13 protein-coding genes are annotated in these 16412 nt (G+C 44.2%); 7 read left to right on the top strand and 6 right to left on the bottom strand.

What is annotated here, in order from left to right; all coding sequences use genetic code 11:
- Positions 1-24: 24 nt before the first annotated feature.
- Complete coding sequence (locus OO774_RS05220; RefSeq protein WP_264905285.1) at positions 25-1584, top strand: SulP family inorganic anion transporter; 1560 nt, start codon at positions 25-27, stop codon at positions 1582-1584.
- A 72-nt stretch (positions 1585-1656) separates the two neighbouring features.
- On the opposite strand, the gene OO774_RS05215 is transcribed toward OO774_RS05220, so the two are convergent.
- On the bottom strand, positions 1657-2106 hold the full coding sequence (locus OO774_RS05215) for a low molecular weight protein-tyrosine-phosphatase (protein ID WP_264905283.1): 450 nt from the start codon (positions 2104-2106) through the stop codon (positions 1657-1659).
- A 122-nt stretch (positions 2107-2228) separates the two neighbouring features.
- Here OO774_RS05215 and cobO point away from each other — a divergent pair, with 122 nt between their 5' ends.
- Positions 2229-2834: a cob(I)yrinic acid a,c-diamide adenosyltransferase gene (cobO, locus tag OO774_RS05210; RefSeq protein ID WP_014232502.1), complete on the top strand. Its 606-nt coding sequence runs from the start codon at positions 2229-2231 to the stop codon at positions 2832-2834.
- Between the two features lie 297 nt (positions 2835-3131).
- Here the strand turns inward: cobO and OO774_RS05205 are convergent, their stop codons facing one another.
- The 3 genes from OO774_RS05205 to apbC all read right to left on the bottom strand — a co-directional run bounded on the left by OO774_RS05205 (position 3132) and on the right by apbC (position 7305).
- A complete protein-coding gene (locus OO774_RS05205) occupies positions 3132-5207 on the bottom strand; it encodes an AsmA family protein (RefSeq protein ID WP_264905281.1) in 2076 nt (691 codons plus the stop codon).
- 188 nt (positions 5208-5395) lie between these two features.
- Positions 5396-6037: a uridine kinase gene (gene udk, locus OO774_RS05200; protein WP_014232504.1), complete on the bottom strand. Its 642-nt coding sequence runs from the start codon at positions 6035-6037 to the stop codon at positions 5396-5398.
- A gap of 191 nt (positions 6038-6228) precedes the next feature.
- Positions 6229-7305 carry an iron-sulfur cluster carrier protein ApbC gene (gene apbC, locus OO774_RS05195; protein ID WP_264905279.1) on the bottom strand — a complete coding sequence of 359 codons (1077 nt, stop codon included), beginning with the start codon at positions 7303-7305 and terminating at the stop codon, positions 6229-6231.
- Positions 7306-7466: 161 nt separating this feature from the next.
- Between apbC and metG the strand changes: the two genes are divergently transcribed.
- Together metG and OO774_RS05185 are read left to right on the top strand one after the other, a co-directional pair.
- Entirely contained in the window at positions 7467-9542 is a 2076-nt protein-coding gene (gene metG / locus OO774_RS05190) for a methionine--tRNA ligase (RefSeq protein WP_264905277.1), read from the top strand.
- Positions 9543-9757: 215 nt separating this feature from the next.
- Complete coding sequence (locus OO774_RS05185) at positions 9758-10564, top strand: hypothetical protein (RefSeq protein WP_264905275.1); 807 nt, start codon at positions 9758-9760, stop codon at positions 10562-10564.
- 81 nt (positions 10565-10645) lie between these two features.
- Here the strand turns inward: OO774_RS05185 and fadR are convergent, their stop codons facing one another.
- The gene (gene fadR / locus OO774_RS05180; protein WP_264905273.1) at positions 10646-11485 is read right to left on the bottom strand and encodes a fatty acid metabolism transcriptional regulator FadR; all 840 of its coding nucleotides are present in this window, start codon (positions 11483-11485) and stop codon (positions 10646-10648) included.
- A gap of 637 nt (positions 11486-12122) precedes the next feature.
- Between fadR and nhaB the strand changes: the two genes are divergently transcribed.
- Complete coding sequence (gene nhaB, locus OO774_RS05175) at positions 12123-13709, top strand: Na(+)/H(+) antiporter NhaB (protein WP_264905272.1); 1587 nt, start codon at positions 12123-12125, stop codon at positions 13707-13709.
- 83 nt (positions 13710-13792) lie between these two features.
- Positions 13793-14329 (top strand): disulfide bond formation protein DsbB, encoded by a 537-nt coding sequence (gene dsbB / locus OO774_RS05170; protein WP_264905271.1) that lies wholly within the window; start codon positions 13793-13795, stop codon positions 14327-14329.
- A gap of 305 nt (positions 14330-14634) precedes the next feature.
- Here dsbB and OO774_RS05165 read toward each other — a convergent pair whose 3' ends face one another.
- Positions 14635-15243: an SEC-C metal-binding domain-containing protein gene (locus tag OO774_RS05165; RefSeq protein ID WP_264905269.1), complete on the bottom strand. Its 609-nt coding sequence runs from the start codon at positions 15241-15243 to the stop codon at positions 14635-14637.
- Between the two features lie 169 nt (positions 15244-15412).
- Between OO774_RS05165 and dusC the strand changes: the two genes are divergently transcribed.
- Entirely contained in the window at positions 15413-16381 is a 969-nt protein-coding gene (gene dusC / locus OO774_RS05160) for a tRNA dihydrouridine(16) synthase DusC (RefSeq protein WP_264905267.1), read from the top strand.
- The last annotated feature ends 31 nt before the right edge of the window (positions 16382-16412 follow it).

Below are 16412 nucleotides of genomic sequence, written 5' to 3'. Positions count from 1 at the left end.
TCTCAACGAGAACTTAATACAAACATGTTCGAATTTCCGCAATTTTCAAAGCACTCTGTAAAAAATGATGTGCTCTCAGGTTTAACTGTTGCATTGGCATTGGTTCCTGAAGCTGTCGCATTCGCATTCGTTGCTGGTGTAGACCCAATGGTTGGTCTTTACGCTGCATTTATCGTTGGTTTGATCACTTCTATCTTTGGTGGTCGTCCAGGTATGATTTCCGGTGCAACAGGCGCAATGGCCGTTGTAATGGTATCTCTTGTTGCCAGCCATGGTGTCCAATACCTATTCGCAGCGATTATGCTCGCGGGTATTCTTCAGGTTGCCGCTGGTCTGTTCAAGTTAGGTAAGTTTATCCGAATCGTTCCGCACCCAGTGATGATCGGCTTCGTAAACGGCTTAGCTATCGTTATCTTCCTGGCTCAGCTAGGCCAATTTAAAGCGCCTGACATCAACGGCATTTTGACTTGGTTACCACAAGAGCAGATGATGCTCATGCTTGGTTTGGTTGCACTGACAATGGCGATCATTCATTTCTTACCTAAAATCACTACGGCTGTACCATCTTCGCTGGTCGCTATCGTAACGGTTACCGCGCTTGTGGTTGGTTTAGATCTTGAAACCCGTACTGTTGTTGATTTCTTGCGTACCATGTCTGGTGATGAAGCTGCAACTCTAGCAGGCTCTCTACCAACATTCTCTATTCCAATGGTGCCATTCACGCTCGAAACTCTGCAAATCATCCTGCCTTACGCGATTATTTTGGCTGCAATCGGTCTGATCGAGTCATTGTTGACGCTGACGGTATTGGATGAAATGACAAACACACGCGGCCAATCTAACCGTGAATGTATTGGCCAAGGTATGGCTAACATGACTTGTTCCGTATTCGGTGCGATGGGTGGTTGTGCGATGATTGGTCAATCGATGATCAACGTTAACTCAGGTGGTCGTGGTCGTCTATCTGGTATCGTTGCCGCAGTTGCGTTGTTGATGTTTATTCTGTTCGCATCTTCGTTGATCGAGATGATTCCTCTCGCTGCACTTGTTGGTGTGATGTTTATGGTTGTCATCGGTACATTCGAATGGGCGACATTTAAACTGGCGCGCCGCGTACCAAAACAGGACTTCTTCGTTATCGTATTGGTTACTGTTGTGACCGTACTTACCGATCTGGCTGTTGCTGTAGGCGTCGGTGTTATCGCTTCTGCCCTGATGTTTGCCTGGCAGCATGCTAAACACATCTACGCTGACACATGCCTGAATGAAGAAGGTTCAAAAGAATACAAAATCCATGGCCCTATCTTCTTTGGTTCTGCTGCGAACTTCCTTGAACTGTTCAACGCGCAAGACGACCCGAAAGATATTATTGTCGACTTTGCTGACTCACGAGTGACTGACCACTCGGCAATAGAAGCGATTGAAACGCTGGCAGAACGCTACGCGGTGCTTGGCAAGACACTTCATCTGCGCCACTTAAGCCCGGATTGCCGTAAACTTCTCGATAAAGCGGGCAGTCTGGTAGAAATCAATGTTAAAGAAGACCCTAGCTACAAAGTTGCAACCGACTTGTTAGCTGGCTAATAGCATTGAAAAATAAATAGCAAAAGGGATGAGTCGAACTCATCCCTTTTTATTTGGCTGGCTGCCCAGCATTCACAACTTCTTCAAAATGACTTCTGACGCCTCTTCAATTAGATCCAGTACCAACTCGAAGCCATCGTCCCCACCGTAGTATGGGTCAGGAATTTCGTCATAACTGGAATCAGAGTGACTAAGAAACAAAGAGAGTTTATGTCGGAGCTCAACAGGACAAATATCCAGAAGATCGGCTAAATTGGCTTTGTCTGCCGCCAATACCATATCAAAGTATTCGAAGTCTTCACTTTTAACCTGACGTGCTTTCATGCCTTTAAACGAGTAGCCTCGCTGTTTACCTGCCACCATCGCGCGCGTGTCTGGTGAATTTCCTGTGTGGTAACCAATGGTCCCTGCCGAGTCAACTTCTACCGGAAGACCAAGCTCGTTTGCTTTTGCTCTCATTACCGCCTCTCCGGTCGGTGAACGACAAATATTTCCCATACAAACAACGAGTATTTTCTTCATTTTATTCCCTGAATTATCGGTGGTTTTTCTGAGTCACTTGTTGATCTATCATAGCGACATAATACGACTAACCCAAGTTAACACCGAACCTTGGGTGTAATAAAAGGAATTGAGGTACTGATATGTCTATCGAAGAAAATAAAGAAGCCCGTCACAAGGCTCGCCAACAGAAAGTGAAAGAACAGGTAGACGCTAAAATCGCGGCCGCCCAGGAAGAAAAAGGCTTGCTCCTTATTATTACCGGAAATGGCAAGGGTAAATCAACGTCTGGCTTTGGCACTGTTGCTCGTGCTGTAGGGCATGGTTTGAATTGCGCAGTAGCTCAGTTTATTAAAGGCACTTGGGATAACGGCGAACGTAACCTGCTTGAGAAATTAGGTGTTGAGTTTCAAGTTATGGCGACAGGCTTTACCTGGGAGACTCAAAACAAAGCGGCAGACACTGAAGCGGCGCAATTGGTCTGGCAAGAGTGTAAGCGTATGCTGCAAGATGAATCGCTCGATGTCGTTCTGTTTGACGAACTGACTTACATGGTTAGTTACGGCTACATAGATTTAGATGAGGTTGTGGAAGCACTCAACAATCGCCCTAAAATGCAGTCCGTCGTCATAACAGGACGCGGTGCGCATCGTACTTTGATTGAAATGGCCGACACCGTATCTGAAGTGAAAAACGTAAAACACGCTTTTGAGTCTGGCGTAAAAGCCTTGAAAGGTGTCGATTGGTAAAAGAAGGTCCTAGGTCCTAGATGATCTCACCGGAGACTTTTGTATTTCTTGGTTCGCTTATGTGTTTGTGGGCTTGGAATACGGATTACGGAGTACTGAAAGGTCCTAGGGGAGCCCTCTCGTGGCTCCGTATCTCTTTATTAGCATTGGTGTTTGTTGGTCTGGAATCCGGATTACAGAATACAGAATACAGAGTCACTATCTGTACTCCGTATTCTGTGAGCGAAGCGTTCCGTAATCCAATAATCTTTTCCTAGGCCCCAGAACTCAGGAGCCTAGGACCTTCATTTACTTAACTTAATTAAAAAGATCTTTGATCAGACTGTCTACTGCTTCTTTAGTCTTTTCGTCTTTGATCTTGTCCGTCAGTTTCTCTACACCACGGTCAATTTCTTTTTGTGCTTTTTGTTTCAGCACATCATCGAATACCAGTTTGAATTTAGGGTCTGCCCATTTACCAGACACATTGATTGGAATGGTAATGTCTTTCAGCTCATCGATATTCTTACCACCTTGCCCTTCTAGCGTACCAACAATAGAAGTGCTGATAGTGAAGTCGACCGTTTCGTTTAGGTAATTGGCTTTACCATTACCACGTACACGAAGCAGCGGTGACTGTGCTTTCATATCATCCGTTGATACAACGCCTTTGTTTAGCTTCAACGTCGCTGTCATCGCACTGAAGTCAGTCTTCTTCACTTCCTTAGTGCCTTCAACCGCCTGACCTTTGAATTTTGCGTAGTTTTCCCGGATTAATTGCGCCACGTTGATGCCATGCACCGCACCATCGGCAAAGTTAATCGCCACCGTACCTACTAGGTTCGTTTTAATACCCGTCGGTGTCAGACTGCTACCTTTGACGTTGATATCAATATTACCGGTACCTTCCAACTTATCGTTGTCTGCAACATCCACTAATAACGGCTGTACTTTAACCCCTTTAATCGTACTCGTCGCAATGTATGTCGCTGGTGTTTGACGAGCATCCAATTGTGCTTTCGCGTTAATTGAACCTTGATAAAGTTTTGAGCTGAATGACGTCAGTTCAGCAACGCCACGGTTGACTGCAAAGCTTGCTTTCACGGCCTCCATTTTTGCATTTGCCGCTTTGAAGTTGTCTATCGTGATGTCACCTTTTACATCCAGTGTCTTCAGTGCCGACAAATCAGGTTCTACTTCAGGGCTTGTTTGGCTGGTTTCGCTAGTTGATGCCGATTTGTCACCAGATTGTTGGTTGAGCCCTAGGAATTCATCCAAATCAATATTTGGACTATGCAGCGCAAAACGCACTTTCGGGATATCGCTCAACGTCACATCCGCTTTGCCGTCTAGTTCGATAGCATTTGCTGTGAGCTTCTGCAACACAAAACTCAAGTGGTTCTTGTTCAGATCAAAAGACAAATCAGACAGCATATCCACCTTCATTGGTGATTGAGGCAGAGTATCGCCTTCGAATGTCGATTTAAGTGATAACTTGTCTAATTGTACTTTGCTGATCGCGTTGTCGACACTGAGTTGAGCGGCGCCTTGCATGTCCAACTTCATATCTGCAGCACTGCCTTTCAGGGCATAGCTAAGGTTATTAACGGTATCAAATGCAAAAGTATCCAAAGTGATATTAGCCGATTCAATATTGTTGCTTGGATCGGCGTAAGTGGCATCAAACTTGATTTCCTTTAGCTCATAACTAGCGAGACCTTTAGCTAGCTTAAAGTCCGCCTGACCTTGCGCGGTGAACTTCTGGTCATTCATCTCACCTTTTATAGCGAAATCTGCTGTCGTCCAATTGTCAAAAGCAAATTCAGAAAGGTTGAGAGAAATATCATACAGCTTAGTGTAACTGTCGGCTTGCTTATCCTGAATCTCTAAAGAGCCATTAGAGACCGTTACACCAGCAAGGTTGATCGCCCAATCAGAACCTGACTGCTGAGTTTCTGTGCTCTGTTCCGATGCAGCATTATCCGTTTGTTGCGACTGTTGCGCTTTTGTCAGTGCATCAATGTTTTTGCTGCCATCCTGCTTGGTTTCAAGATAAAACTCGGCGCCATCAAGTGTGACATTACCAATTTCCAACTGCTTGCTGAACAACGGAGTAACCGACACATCTACGCTCACGGTATCCACTTTGAACAGATTTGGCTGACTGAAGCCTTGTGGGTTTCTTAGTTCGGTACGACCTAGCTCAAGACCAATGGACGGGAAAAATTGCCAGCTTAGGTCCCCTTCTATCACTAACTCCAATCCCGTTTGCTTTTGGGCTTGTTCAACGATAAGGGGCTTAAATTGATTAGGGTTTACAAAAATAGTTAAAGCGAGAATCGCCCCAACAACTAGCACAACTGGTATTGCAATAATTAAGAGCAGTTTCTTCATTTGTTTATCCTTGCTCGTGTGTTTTTTAATTCATAATAGTTGATTTGTTCTATCGCTGACAGTTCCATGAAAGCGTTAATTTATCCTTTATTGTAGTGCAACTGATTAATTTAAAAACAAAAAAAAGAAGTAACACCTAAGGTGCCACTTCTTTTTACAAAAATAAAGCGATATAGCTGTTTAGAGGCTTATGCTTTCAAAAGTCTTGCAATATGAGCTTTAAGTACGTCAATCGCGATGCGGTTTTTACCACCACGAGGAACAATGATATCCGCATATTGCTTAGAAGGTTCGATAAACTGCATGAACATCGGACGCACTGTCTGTTGATATTGCTTCAGAACGGATTCCATTGTTCGACCACGCTCTTCAACATCGCGCTTAACACGACGAAGCAGACAGATATCTAACGGCGTATCCATAAATACGGTCGCATGCATTAGGTCACGTAATCGAGGATCAGTAAGAAGAAGAATGCCTTCTAGAATAATGACCTTTTTAGGCGTCAATGTAGTAGTGTGACTTGTTCTGGTGTGCTCAGTGTAGCTGTACTCAGGTACTTCTACTGCTTCACCGCGAACTAACTTTTCGAGGTGCTCACACAGCAGATCGTGGTCTAACGCACTCGGGTGGTCGTAGTTAGTCTTTACTCGATCTTCCATGCTTAGGTGGCTTTGGTCGTTGTAGTAGCAATCTTCCGTGATGACACCGATTTGATGATCGCCTACTTTTTCGCGAAGCTCATTGTAAATGGTGCTCGCGATCAGACTTTTTCCAGAAGCAGAAGCGCCAGCAATACCTACGATGACGCAATGATTATTATCAGACATTAATTTGCACCCGATGATGATTTCTAGTGACATAAAAAGGTAAACCGCGTGATTATAGGGAGTTCACCTCTTAGTTACTAGCTGGAATTGGAGTTTAGTTGTAAGTTTCTAACGACCCGAAGGATTAACCTCCGGGCAAACGTTAAAATGCGCAACTTTCAACCACAAAACTTAACAAACTTAGTTAAGAATTAATTCACCATTGTAAAACTGATTGCATCTGGCTTGGCTTTGCCCTGCCAATACATCGTGCTGCATACACGATCTGCTAGCTGTTTATAATAGCCAGCATGCTCACTGTCTGGTCTTCTCGCCACCGTTGGGACCCCAGCATCAATGTCTTCTCGCATCGAGATATGCAATGGGATTTGACCTAACAGCGCTAAACCAAACTCCTGACACATTTTCTCAGCCCCACCCATTCCAAAGATATGCTCAGTCGCACCACATTGGCTACAGATGTGATAACTCATATTTTCTACCACACCCACAACTGGCACATTCACTTTGTTAAACATTGCTGCACCTTTACGTGCATCAGCCAATGCCAGGTCTTGTGGTGTCGTCACCAATACTGTTCCTGTTACTGGAATTTGCTGTGACAACGTAAGCTGTATATCCCCGGTACCTGGCGGCATGTCGATAACCAAGTAGTCCAACTCAGGCCAGTCGGTCTCGGTAAGCAATTGAGACAACGCTTTCGAAGCCATAGGACCACGCCAAATCGCCGCTTCAGACTTGTCCACCAGATAACCAATAGAATGAGTATAGATCCCATGAGCCAAAATAGGCTCCATCCATTTTGAATCACGGACTTCTGGTTTAGCATCTTCCTGGCCAAGCATCATAGGGACCGAAGGGCCATAGATGTCCGCATCCAGCAGACCAACTTTTGCACCAGATTGCGCGATAGCCAACGCTAAGTTAACAGCAGTGGTTGACTTACCTACGCCGCCCTTCGCCGAGCTGACCGCAATAATGTTTTTTACCCCTTTAACACTATTGGTCACATGCGTTTCCAGAGCCTTAACGCTCAATTCAATTTGAAACGCAAACTCAGGCACAGCGCCGGAGCTTTGCTGCTGCGTAACCCATTGGTGTAGCGACGTTTTAAGATCATTACTTGCAAATGGCAAAGTAATATCAACACCACCTTGTGCTGTTATCGTTACGACACCACTAATATCTGACCAATTATCCACCAGCAGTGGGTGTTGAAATTGATTAAACCAATCACAAAAATCTTGTTTTGAAGTGAACTGATGCATACGCCCTCCTTTTGAGTCCCATGCTACCACCGACCTAGCGTAATCAGAACCCCAAAAAAACTAAGGCATTCCGCAGTTTGACACCTTGGAGTTAGTGAGCTCATGGGGTAGTATTATCCATCAAAAATCTTTATACCTATCAAGAAAAGCGAATATTAAGTATGGCAAACGATCCAAGACCTCTTTCTTCAAGAAAAATGCTGGTAACTTGTGCCCTTCCGTACGCTAACGGTTCGATCCACCTTGGCCATATGCTTGAGCATATCCAAGCGGACATTTGGGTTCGTTACCAACGCCTACGCGGCAACACTGTAAACTTCATCTGTGCTGACGATGCTCACGGCACGCCAATCATGCTTAAAGCGCAACAGATGGGTATTACTCCTGAAGAGATGATTGCTGCCGTTAGCGAAGAGCACCAAAAAGACTTTGCTGGCTTTGATATCAGCTTTGATAACTACCACAGCACGCACTCAGAAGAGAACCGCGAACTGGCTTCGCATATCTACCTGGAACTTAAGAAAAACGGCTTTATTTCTAGCCGCACGATTTCTCAGTTGTTCGACCCAGAAAAAGAGATGTTCCTACCGGACCGTTTCGTAAAAGGCACCTGCCCGAAATGTAAGTCTGAAGACCAGTACGGTGACAACTGTGACAACTGTGGTGAGACCTACAGCCCGACAGAACTGATCAATCCTAAATCTGCCGTTTCTGGTGCGACGCCAGTAATGAAAGATTCTGAGCACTTCTTCTTCGACTTGCCTCAGTTTGAAAGCATGCTAAAAGAGTGGACTCGCTCTGGCTCTCTGCAAGCGGAAACCGCGAACAAGATGCAAGAGTGGTTTGAATCTGGTCTGCAACAATGGGATATCTCACGTGATGCGCCTTACTTTGGTTTCGAAATCCCAGGTGAAAAGAACAAGTTCTTCTACGTATGGCTAGACGCACCTATCGGCTACATGGGTTCTTTCAAAAACCTATGTGACAAGCGCGACGACCTAGACTTTGACGAATACTGGAATAAAGACAGCTCTACTGAACTTTACCACTTCATCGGTAAAGACATCGTTTACTTCCACAGCCTATTCTGGCCAGCAATGCTAGAAGGTTCTGGCTTCCGCAAGCCGAACAACGTATTCGTACACGGTTATGTAACGGTAAACGGCGCGAAAATGTCTAAGTCTAAAGGTACCTTCGTCAAAGCGAGCACGTACCTAGATCACCTAGACCCAGAATGTTTACGTTACTACTATGCGGCGAAGCTAAACAGCCGTATCGATGACCTGGACCTTAACCTTGAAGACTTCACTCAGCGCGTCAACGCTGACGTTGTGAACAAGATCGTTAACCTGGCATCACGTAACGCTGGCTTCATCGCAAAACGTTTTGAAGGCAAGCTGTCTGACAACTTTGCAGAGCCAGAGCTGTACAACGAGTTCGTTGCTGCGGCTGACCGTATCGCTGAGCTTTACGAGACGCGTGAATTTGGTCGTGCAATCCGCGAAATCACTGCATTGGCAGACAAAGCTAACCAATACGTTGACGAAAAAGCACCGTGGGTTGTAGCAAAAGAAGAAGGCAAAGATCAGCAACTGCAAGATATCTGTTCTGTCGGTATCAACCTGTTCCGCGTATTAATGACTTACCTAAAACCAGTCATGCCAGCGCTTGCAGCACGTACTGAAGCGTTCCTAAACCAAGAGCTGACTTGGGAAAACATCGCTGCGCCACTAACAGACCACGAAATCACTAAGTTCAAAGCACTGTTCAACCGTATTGATCCTAAGAACATCGAAGCGATGATCGAAGCGTCAAAAGAAGATGCGGCGGCAGAAATGGCGGCGAAAGAGAAAGCTGAAGCGGAAAAGAACAAGGCTCGCCAAACTGAGCTAGACAAAGATCCTATCGCTGAAGAGATTGAGTTCGACGCTTTTGCTGCAGTAGATATGCGTATCGCTCGCATCATCTCTTGTGAAGAAGTGCCAAAAGCAAACAAACTGCTTAAGTTCCAATTGGATATTGGTGGTGAAACTCGTCAAGTGTTCTCTGGCATCAAGTCAGCGTACAAACCTGAAGAGCTAGAAGGCAAGCTAACCGTAATGGTCGCTAACCTAAAACCGCGTAAAATGAAGTTTGGTATGTCTGAAGGCATGATCCTAGCAGCTGGCCCTGGTGGCAGTGACCTATGGATCCTTGAGCCACACGAAGGTGCTCAACCTGGTATGCGCGTAATGTAACCTAGCCATTACCGAGTTAGACTTGCTTCACAGAATCCCCGCCAACATGGTGGGGATTTTTTGATCAATTTCACAATCTAGTGCATTTATCGCACCAAAAACGAGCAAAGCCACCCATTTAGGTCTATGAGTCCCTGTTTATATATAAAACAGATTGGGAATAATTATTGCATGACTATCTTAGCTAGGGCTTAAGAACTAACAAGGAGTTAGTCATGTTTGTTTTGATTTCGACATTACTGTCTATAGTAATTCTCGCGGGCATTTATCACCTTTCCTCAAAAAGAGAGCAACAGCATGCGAGTAAATATCAGTTGCTCACACTACTACGTGATGTAGTACACCTACTTCGTCGTCACAGAGCTGCGACGCACTACTCTATTCAATTCAAAAAAAATAAAGCACAAGAAATAGAGGAGCTCAATCAGATTTTGACGCAAAAATTGCATCTTCTTGTTGAATCATCGCGTTCAGAAAACAAGCCTATGTATCGAGTCTTACAGATAAATGTAAGCAAAATGCTGGAGCAGTGGAAAGAAAACAGTGTGGCTCGCAATCAGATGGAACATGGTAAGCTAATCCGTCACTGCCTGTTTTTAATGGATGAGGTTACTATCGCTTGGCTAGCTATCGAACAAAGAGATGAACTCCATGATGAATACCATATTAGCTGGCAGGCCATCATAGACAACCTAGAGACACTCACTCAGCTACGTATTTGCATCAGAGACTTCGATGATGAGTACGATCAGGAACGCTTAAAGAACACAGCAGCTATTATGCTTCGTAAGCTCAATCAATTGGCTGTCATCGCCCCGCTCAGTATAGCTTCGCCAGTCGCAGTGCGCTCGATACAGACGCTACACGACTACGTTGAAGGCAGAGTCACAGGACTAACAGAAGAACAGCTCTACGATATTACCTCAGACTTATCTTTAACTATTTTTAATACTTATGACCATGTGCTTTCTACAATTGTTGAAACGCTTTATTTGCCTTTACCCAGACTCACATTAGCGTAACCCCCTAACGATTAAGAAAAACAATAAAAAACCGCAGATTTTTGTCTGCGGTTTTTTTATATGAATGAACAAATATTAAACTTAGCTATCATCTTCTGTAAAGCTAGTAGGCAACTGCTTCTTCATCTCATTCCAGATCAACGCGCTTTCGATACCATAGTGGCGAATGACCACAGGAAGTTGATCACGCTCAGCATTTTCACACGTTTCCAGAAGCTGACGGTAAAATTTTAACGCCAACTCGCGAGAAGCCGGATTTGAGAAGTAGTAGCTGCCAACACGATCATACAGCTTTTTCAAGCCATTAAAGATAAGACCATAAATCTGATTACCAGAATGGAATGCTAAACGTTGGAACAGCATGTAATCGTAAAAGTTAAACGTTTTAGCGATAAGGATCTCTTCTCGCTTCGCTTCGTCTTTTTCGTTTTCCTCTTTAACGTTTTGCACTACTTTCTCTGCGTAAGGAGAAGAAGCAATAAACTCATCCCAAGAAGTAGCATTCATAAGCGCTTCACAAGATTCAATCACGTTCTTGATGGTTCGCTCAGAGCTTTCTTTATTTACTTTGAACGCATAGCGCATGAAGATTGGACTGATATTGGTACGTGCTGCAAGCAGATCTTCGACAATATTCGTCGCATTATCAACATCTAATGTCATCAGCGTATCCAAAATATGCAGACCTGACGTCTCCATGAATTGGTTTACTTTTGTTGGTTTGCCATGCTGGATAGTCAACCATCCATCACGCGCTAATCGTTGAAGAACCTCTCGCAACGTCGTACGCGTAACACCGATCAGTTCAGACAGCTCGCGCTCAGCAGGTAAAATTGAGCCTGGAGGAAAACGACCGTTCCAAATGCTCTCGATAATGTACTTTTCTGCAAATCCAGCAGGGCTTTTCGCCTTTATGACCATTCTACGTTTTATCCAATATTGATTTTTGAGGGTCGATACTACTCATCATACCACTAGTTAACGGTTTGAGAAAACTAACGGACAATATTTGAAACACCCGCATATAGAGCAAAAACTCCACATCGAGTCTCAATAATGAATCACTAATAACCTCTGTCTAACAAGTAAAACCAACATTTTACTTTAAAAGTGTGAACATAATTTCCCGTAAAATAACGAAACTTTGGTCACACTTTCATATTTAAAATATGAAAAATTAATTTGCCTTCACTCAACAAATTTCTGAGTTAAATTATATTTTTTCGTATCTAGTCATCATTTAGAATTCCAAAAGGAGTTTTCTAAAACTTTCATGATATACTGCCGCACGTTTGATCGCGTGCTTACCTAAAAAGTCGTTTAAGTCAGAAGCCTTACTCTTGGTTATTGACTAATAAAAACCTGCGTGTAGAGTTTGCGGTCGAAAATGAGCGGTGCTTAAGTTCAAAGGAAGTAACTTGGCAAGACTACAATAAAACAAAGGATTGTTGTTTTACTAAGTTACTGTTTTAAAAGACTAGCTAATAAGTCAAACAAACAAGTACTTATGCACTATTTTGTAGTGTCTATTCATAAATTTATTATAAAGAGATTTATCATGCCGATATCGCTCGGAAACGCTTTTATCAAGAACTTTCTAGGTAAAGCGCCTGATTGGTACAAAGTTGCCATTATAGCCTTCTTAATAATTAACCCTCTTGTATTCTTTTTTATCAGTCCATTTGTTGCTGGCTGGTTGCTGGTCGCGGAATTTATTTTCACACTAGCAATGGCATTAAAATGCTATCCATTACAGCCCGGTGGTTTACTCGCAATAGAAGCGATTGCAATTGGGATGACTAGCCCTGCACAAGTGAAGCATGAATTGGTAGCAAATATTGAAGTGTTGCTACTTCTAATATTCATGGTCGCTGGCATCTACTTCATGAAACACCTTCTGCTGTTTATTTTTACCAAAATATTACTTGGTATTCGCTCAAAAACGTTACTGTCACTTGCATTCTGTTTTGCTGCGGCCTTTTTATCCGCATTCTTGGATGCATTGACGGTTATTGCTGTTGTTATCAGCGTAGCAGTGGGCTTCTACTCGATTTACCACAAAGTTGCGTCAGGTAGCCCTCTAGGTGACCACGACCACACACAAGATGACACCATCACCGAATTGACTCGTGATGACCTAGAAAACTACCGCGCATTCTTACGTTCATTACTCATGCATGCTGGTGTGGGTACAGCTCTGGGTGGTGTAACCACAATGGTTGGTGAGCCCCAAAACCTGATAATTGCTGACCAGGCAGGCTGGTTTTTCGGCGAATTCCTGATCCGTATGTCACCAGTGACGTTACCAGTACTATTCTGTGGCTTGATTACTTGTGCACTGGTAGAGAAACTAAAAGTCTTTGGTTACGGCTCAAAACTGCCAAACAATGTTCGCCAAATTCTTGTGGACTACGATCGCGAAGAGCGTAAAACTCGTACCAATCAAGATGTCGCGAAACTTTGGGTTCAGGGTTTTATCGCGGTATGGTTAATTGTAGCTCTCGCACTACACCTAGCAGCAGTTGGCCTGATTGGTCTTTCAGTGATTATTCTAGCAACGTCATTTACTGGTGTTATCGACGAACACTCGATGGGTAAAGCGTTTGAAGAAGCGCTACCGTTTACCTCTCTACTTGCGGTGTTCTTCTCCGTTGTTGCTGTCATCATCGACCAAGAGCTATTTAAACCGGTTATTGATGCCGTACTTGCTGTTGAAGACAAAGGAACCCAGCTTGCTCTGTTCTATGTCGCAAACGGTTTGCTATCCATGGTTTCAGACAACGTGTTTGTTGGTACGGTTTACATAAACGAAGTGAAAACCGCTCTTGTTGAAGGCTTGATTACTCGTGAGCAGTTCGATTTGCTCGCTGTGGCTATCAACACTGGTACTAACCTGCCTTCAGTTGCAACGCCAAACGGACAAGCAGCGTTTCTATTCTTGCTGACTTCAGCACTTGCACCACTTATTCGCCTTTCTTATGGTCGAATGGTGATCATGGCATTACCTTATACCGTAGTGTTAGCAATTGTAGGTCTGATGGGGATTATGTTCTTCTTAGAACCAGCAACCGCGTCTTTCTACGAAGCGGGTTGGATATCTCTGCATAATGTTGATTTAACTCCAGCAGTATCTGGTGGACATTAATTTTTAAGTTGATTAAGAAACTTATACACGATAAAAAGCTCTGAGTAATCAGAGCTTTTTATTTTTCAGACAGGATCGAAACCGTGAATATTTTTAGATCACTCAATCAGTTTTCCAAGGGGCGCTTATCTTGGATGCTTCTTCTCTTGTTTATCATTTTCTTTGAAGCATGTGCCCTCTACTTTCAGCATGTGATGATGTTGGCGCCGTGTGTAATGTGTATTTACGAACGTGTGGCTATGCTGGGCATTGGCGGAGCTGCAATTATCGGATTTATTTCACCGAGTAACCCACTCTTCCGATGGCTAGGTCTGATCACTTGGGGACTTAGTGCCTACAAAGGCTTGTTGCTTGCGCTACAGCACGTCGATTATCAGTTCAACCCATCGCCATTTGCGACTTGTGATGTCTTCGTGACTTTCCCAAGCTGGGCACCGCTAAACCAGTGGGCGCCGTGGTTATTCGAAGCCTATGGAGATTGTTCCGAGATTGTGTGGCAGTTCTTCACACTATCGATGCCACAGTGGTTAGTGGTCATTTTTGCGGGTAATCTGGTCTTTCTCGCTCTGGTCGTGATTGCTCAGTTTTTCCCAGCAAGACGTAAGAACCCTATTCTTTAAACTTCCCAGTTTTCTAAACTTAGAGTCAATAAAGTAGACCCCATGGTTAATGCCATTCGCTTAACAGCGAATGGCATGTTTAAGTCTCCCGTCTTCCTGAACAGCGACGAAGGAGCGTGATTCAGGATCTAACTTCCGAGCACTTTATGGCCAAAGTTATTTCATTAGCTGCTCAGCGCGCTGCTATTAGATTCCTAGTCTCGCTAGGGCTCGCTGGAATGACTCGGATAAGATCATTAAACGATTGGCATTGACCTCGTGGCCGACTTTACACAATCTTTAGTATAAAACCAGCAGAACGCTGACTATTTACCGCAACACTGCTTGAATTTTTTACCACTTTCGCATGGACAAGGATCGTTACGGCCCACACCTTTAAATGGATTGAGACTCTTTGCTTTGTTTCCAACCATGAGCTCGTCTGCACCCAATGCCGCCTCACTGATCATCAAGTCAAGTTGATCAATCAAATCACTCAGTGCCGGTGGGTTCTCAATACCCGCATCTCGCATGTGTTGTTGAGTCGCTGATTCATCGATCGCTAGCATCATCGTCGTGAGCAAAGCTTGTAGCATGCGCTGTAAGCCGTCATTGAGCTCAGTACCTTGCCACTGTTCTTCAATCATCGGCCAAACCGACATAAATCCTTCCGCGAAATCAGCCAGTTGCTCGGGGTTATTGTCTGTCAGAGCGAGTGCTGAATACTCGTTACGTAAAATACGATTGTGCTGCTTGTGAATTTGCTCTTCAACAGCTGGTTGAATGGCTTTAAAGTCAGCCCCGAATAGCGGCTCTAACCAAGTTTCTGGAGCCAAAGGCTTAGTGGTCAGGTTTGCAGCTAACACCGCCCCTTCAATAAACAGTGAAGATTCATCTAGTTGAACCTCACCCTTCTCAATCAATGTATATTGCATGACATCTGGTTTCCCATAAATTTGCCGGCATTATACCCCAGAGCTTTAACTCAAGTAACCTCGGCATACCGGTTTGATAAGTTTGCGCGCTTCGAGTCTTTTAATGACAAACTAGGCTTACATCGCTACAATCGCCCTCCTTTTATCACCAAACTGTACTAGGCAAACTATGCGAGTTGTATTAGGCCCAATGGAAGGCGTTTTAGACCATCTGATGCGCCAAATTTTGACCGAAATAAACGACTATGATCTCTGCGTTACTGAATTCGTTCGAGTTATCGACCAGTTATTACCGGATCACGTATTCCATCGTTTGTGTCCTGAGCTTCTGCAAGGCTCCCAAACCGAATCTGGTGTACCAGTACATGTGCAATTGTTAGGTCAAGAACCAAACTGGATGGCAGAGAACGCTATCAAAGCTGCTGAACTTGGCGCTCGCGGTATCGACATCAACTTTGGTTGCCCTGCAAAAATGGTGAACAAAAGCAAAGGTGGCGCAGCACTTCTACAACATCCAGAGTTAGTTCACCAAGTCGTAAAAGCTTGTAGAGAAGCCGTTCCTGAAAACATCCCGGTGAGCGCGAAAATCCGTCTGGGTTGGGAAAATCCTGAAGACTGCTTTGAAATTGTCGATGCGATCCAGTCGGCCGGTGCAAATGAATTGACGGTCCACGCTCGTACAAAACAAGGCGGCTATAAAGCATCAGAGATCAAATGGGAATACATTACGAAGATCCGCGAGCGATTCTCTATTCCATTAATTGCCAATGGTGAAATCTGGAACCACGAAGACGGCCAACGCTGCATTGAAACCACAGGTGTTGACTCATTGATGGTTTGTCGAGGTGCGTTTAACATTCCAAATTTAGGCAACATGGTGAAACACAACCACCAGCCTATGTCTTGGCCGGAAGTGGTTGAATTGCTGATTTACTACTCTAAGTTCGAAATAAAAGGCGACAAAGGGCTGTACTACCCGAACCGAGTGAAACAATGGTTCGCTTATTTGCGTCAATCTTACCCAGAAGCACAAGATTTGTTCCGTGAAATCCGCACCTTTAATAAAGCCGCACCCATCGTTGAACATATTCAACGATATCGCGATGAATTGGTGTCAGCGACATCAAAAGTGGCTTAAGTATTCAAACATTCAAAAGGGTGACAATTCG

The organism is Vibrio sp. STUT-A11, assembly GCF_026000435.1.
GTDB lineage: Bacteria > Pseudomonadota > Gammaproteobacteria > Enterobacterales > Vibrionaceae > Vibrio.
The sequence above is the reverse complement of the archived record's forward strand: the minus strand, read 5'-3'. Positions and strand labels throughout refer to the sequence as shown.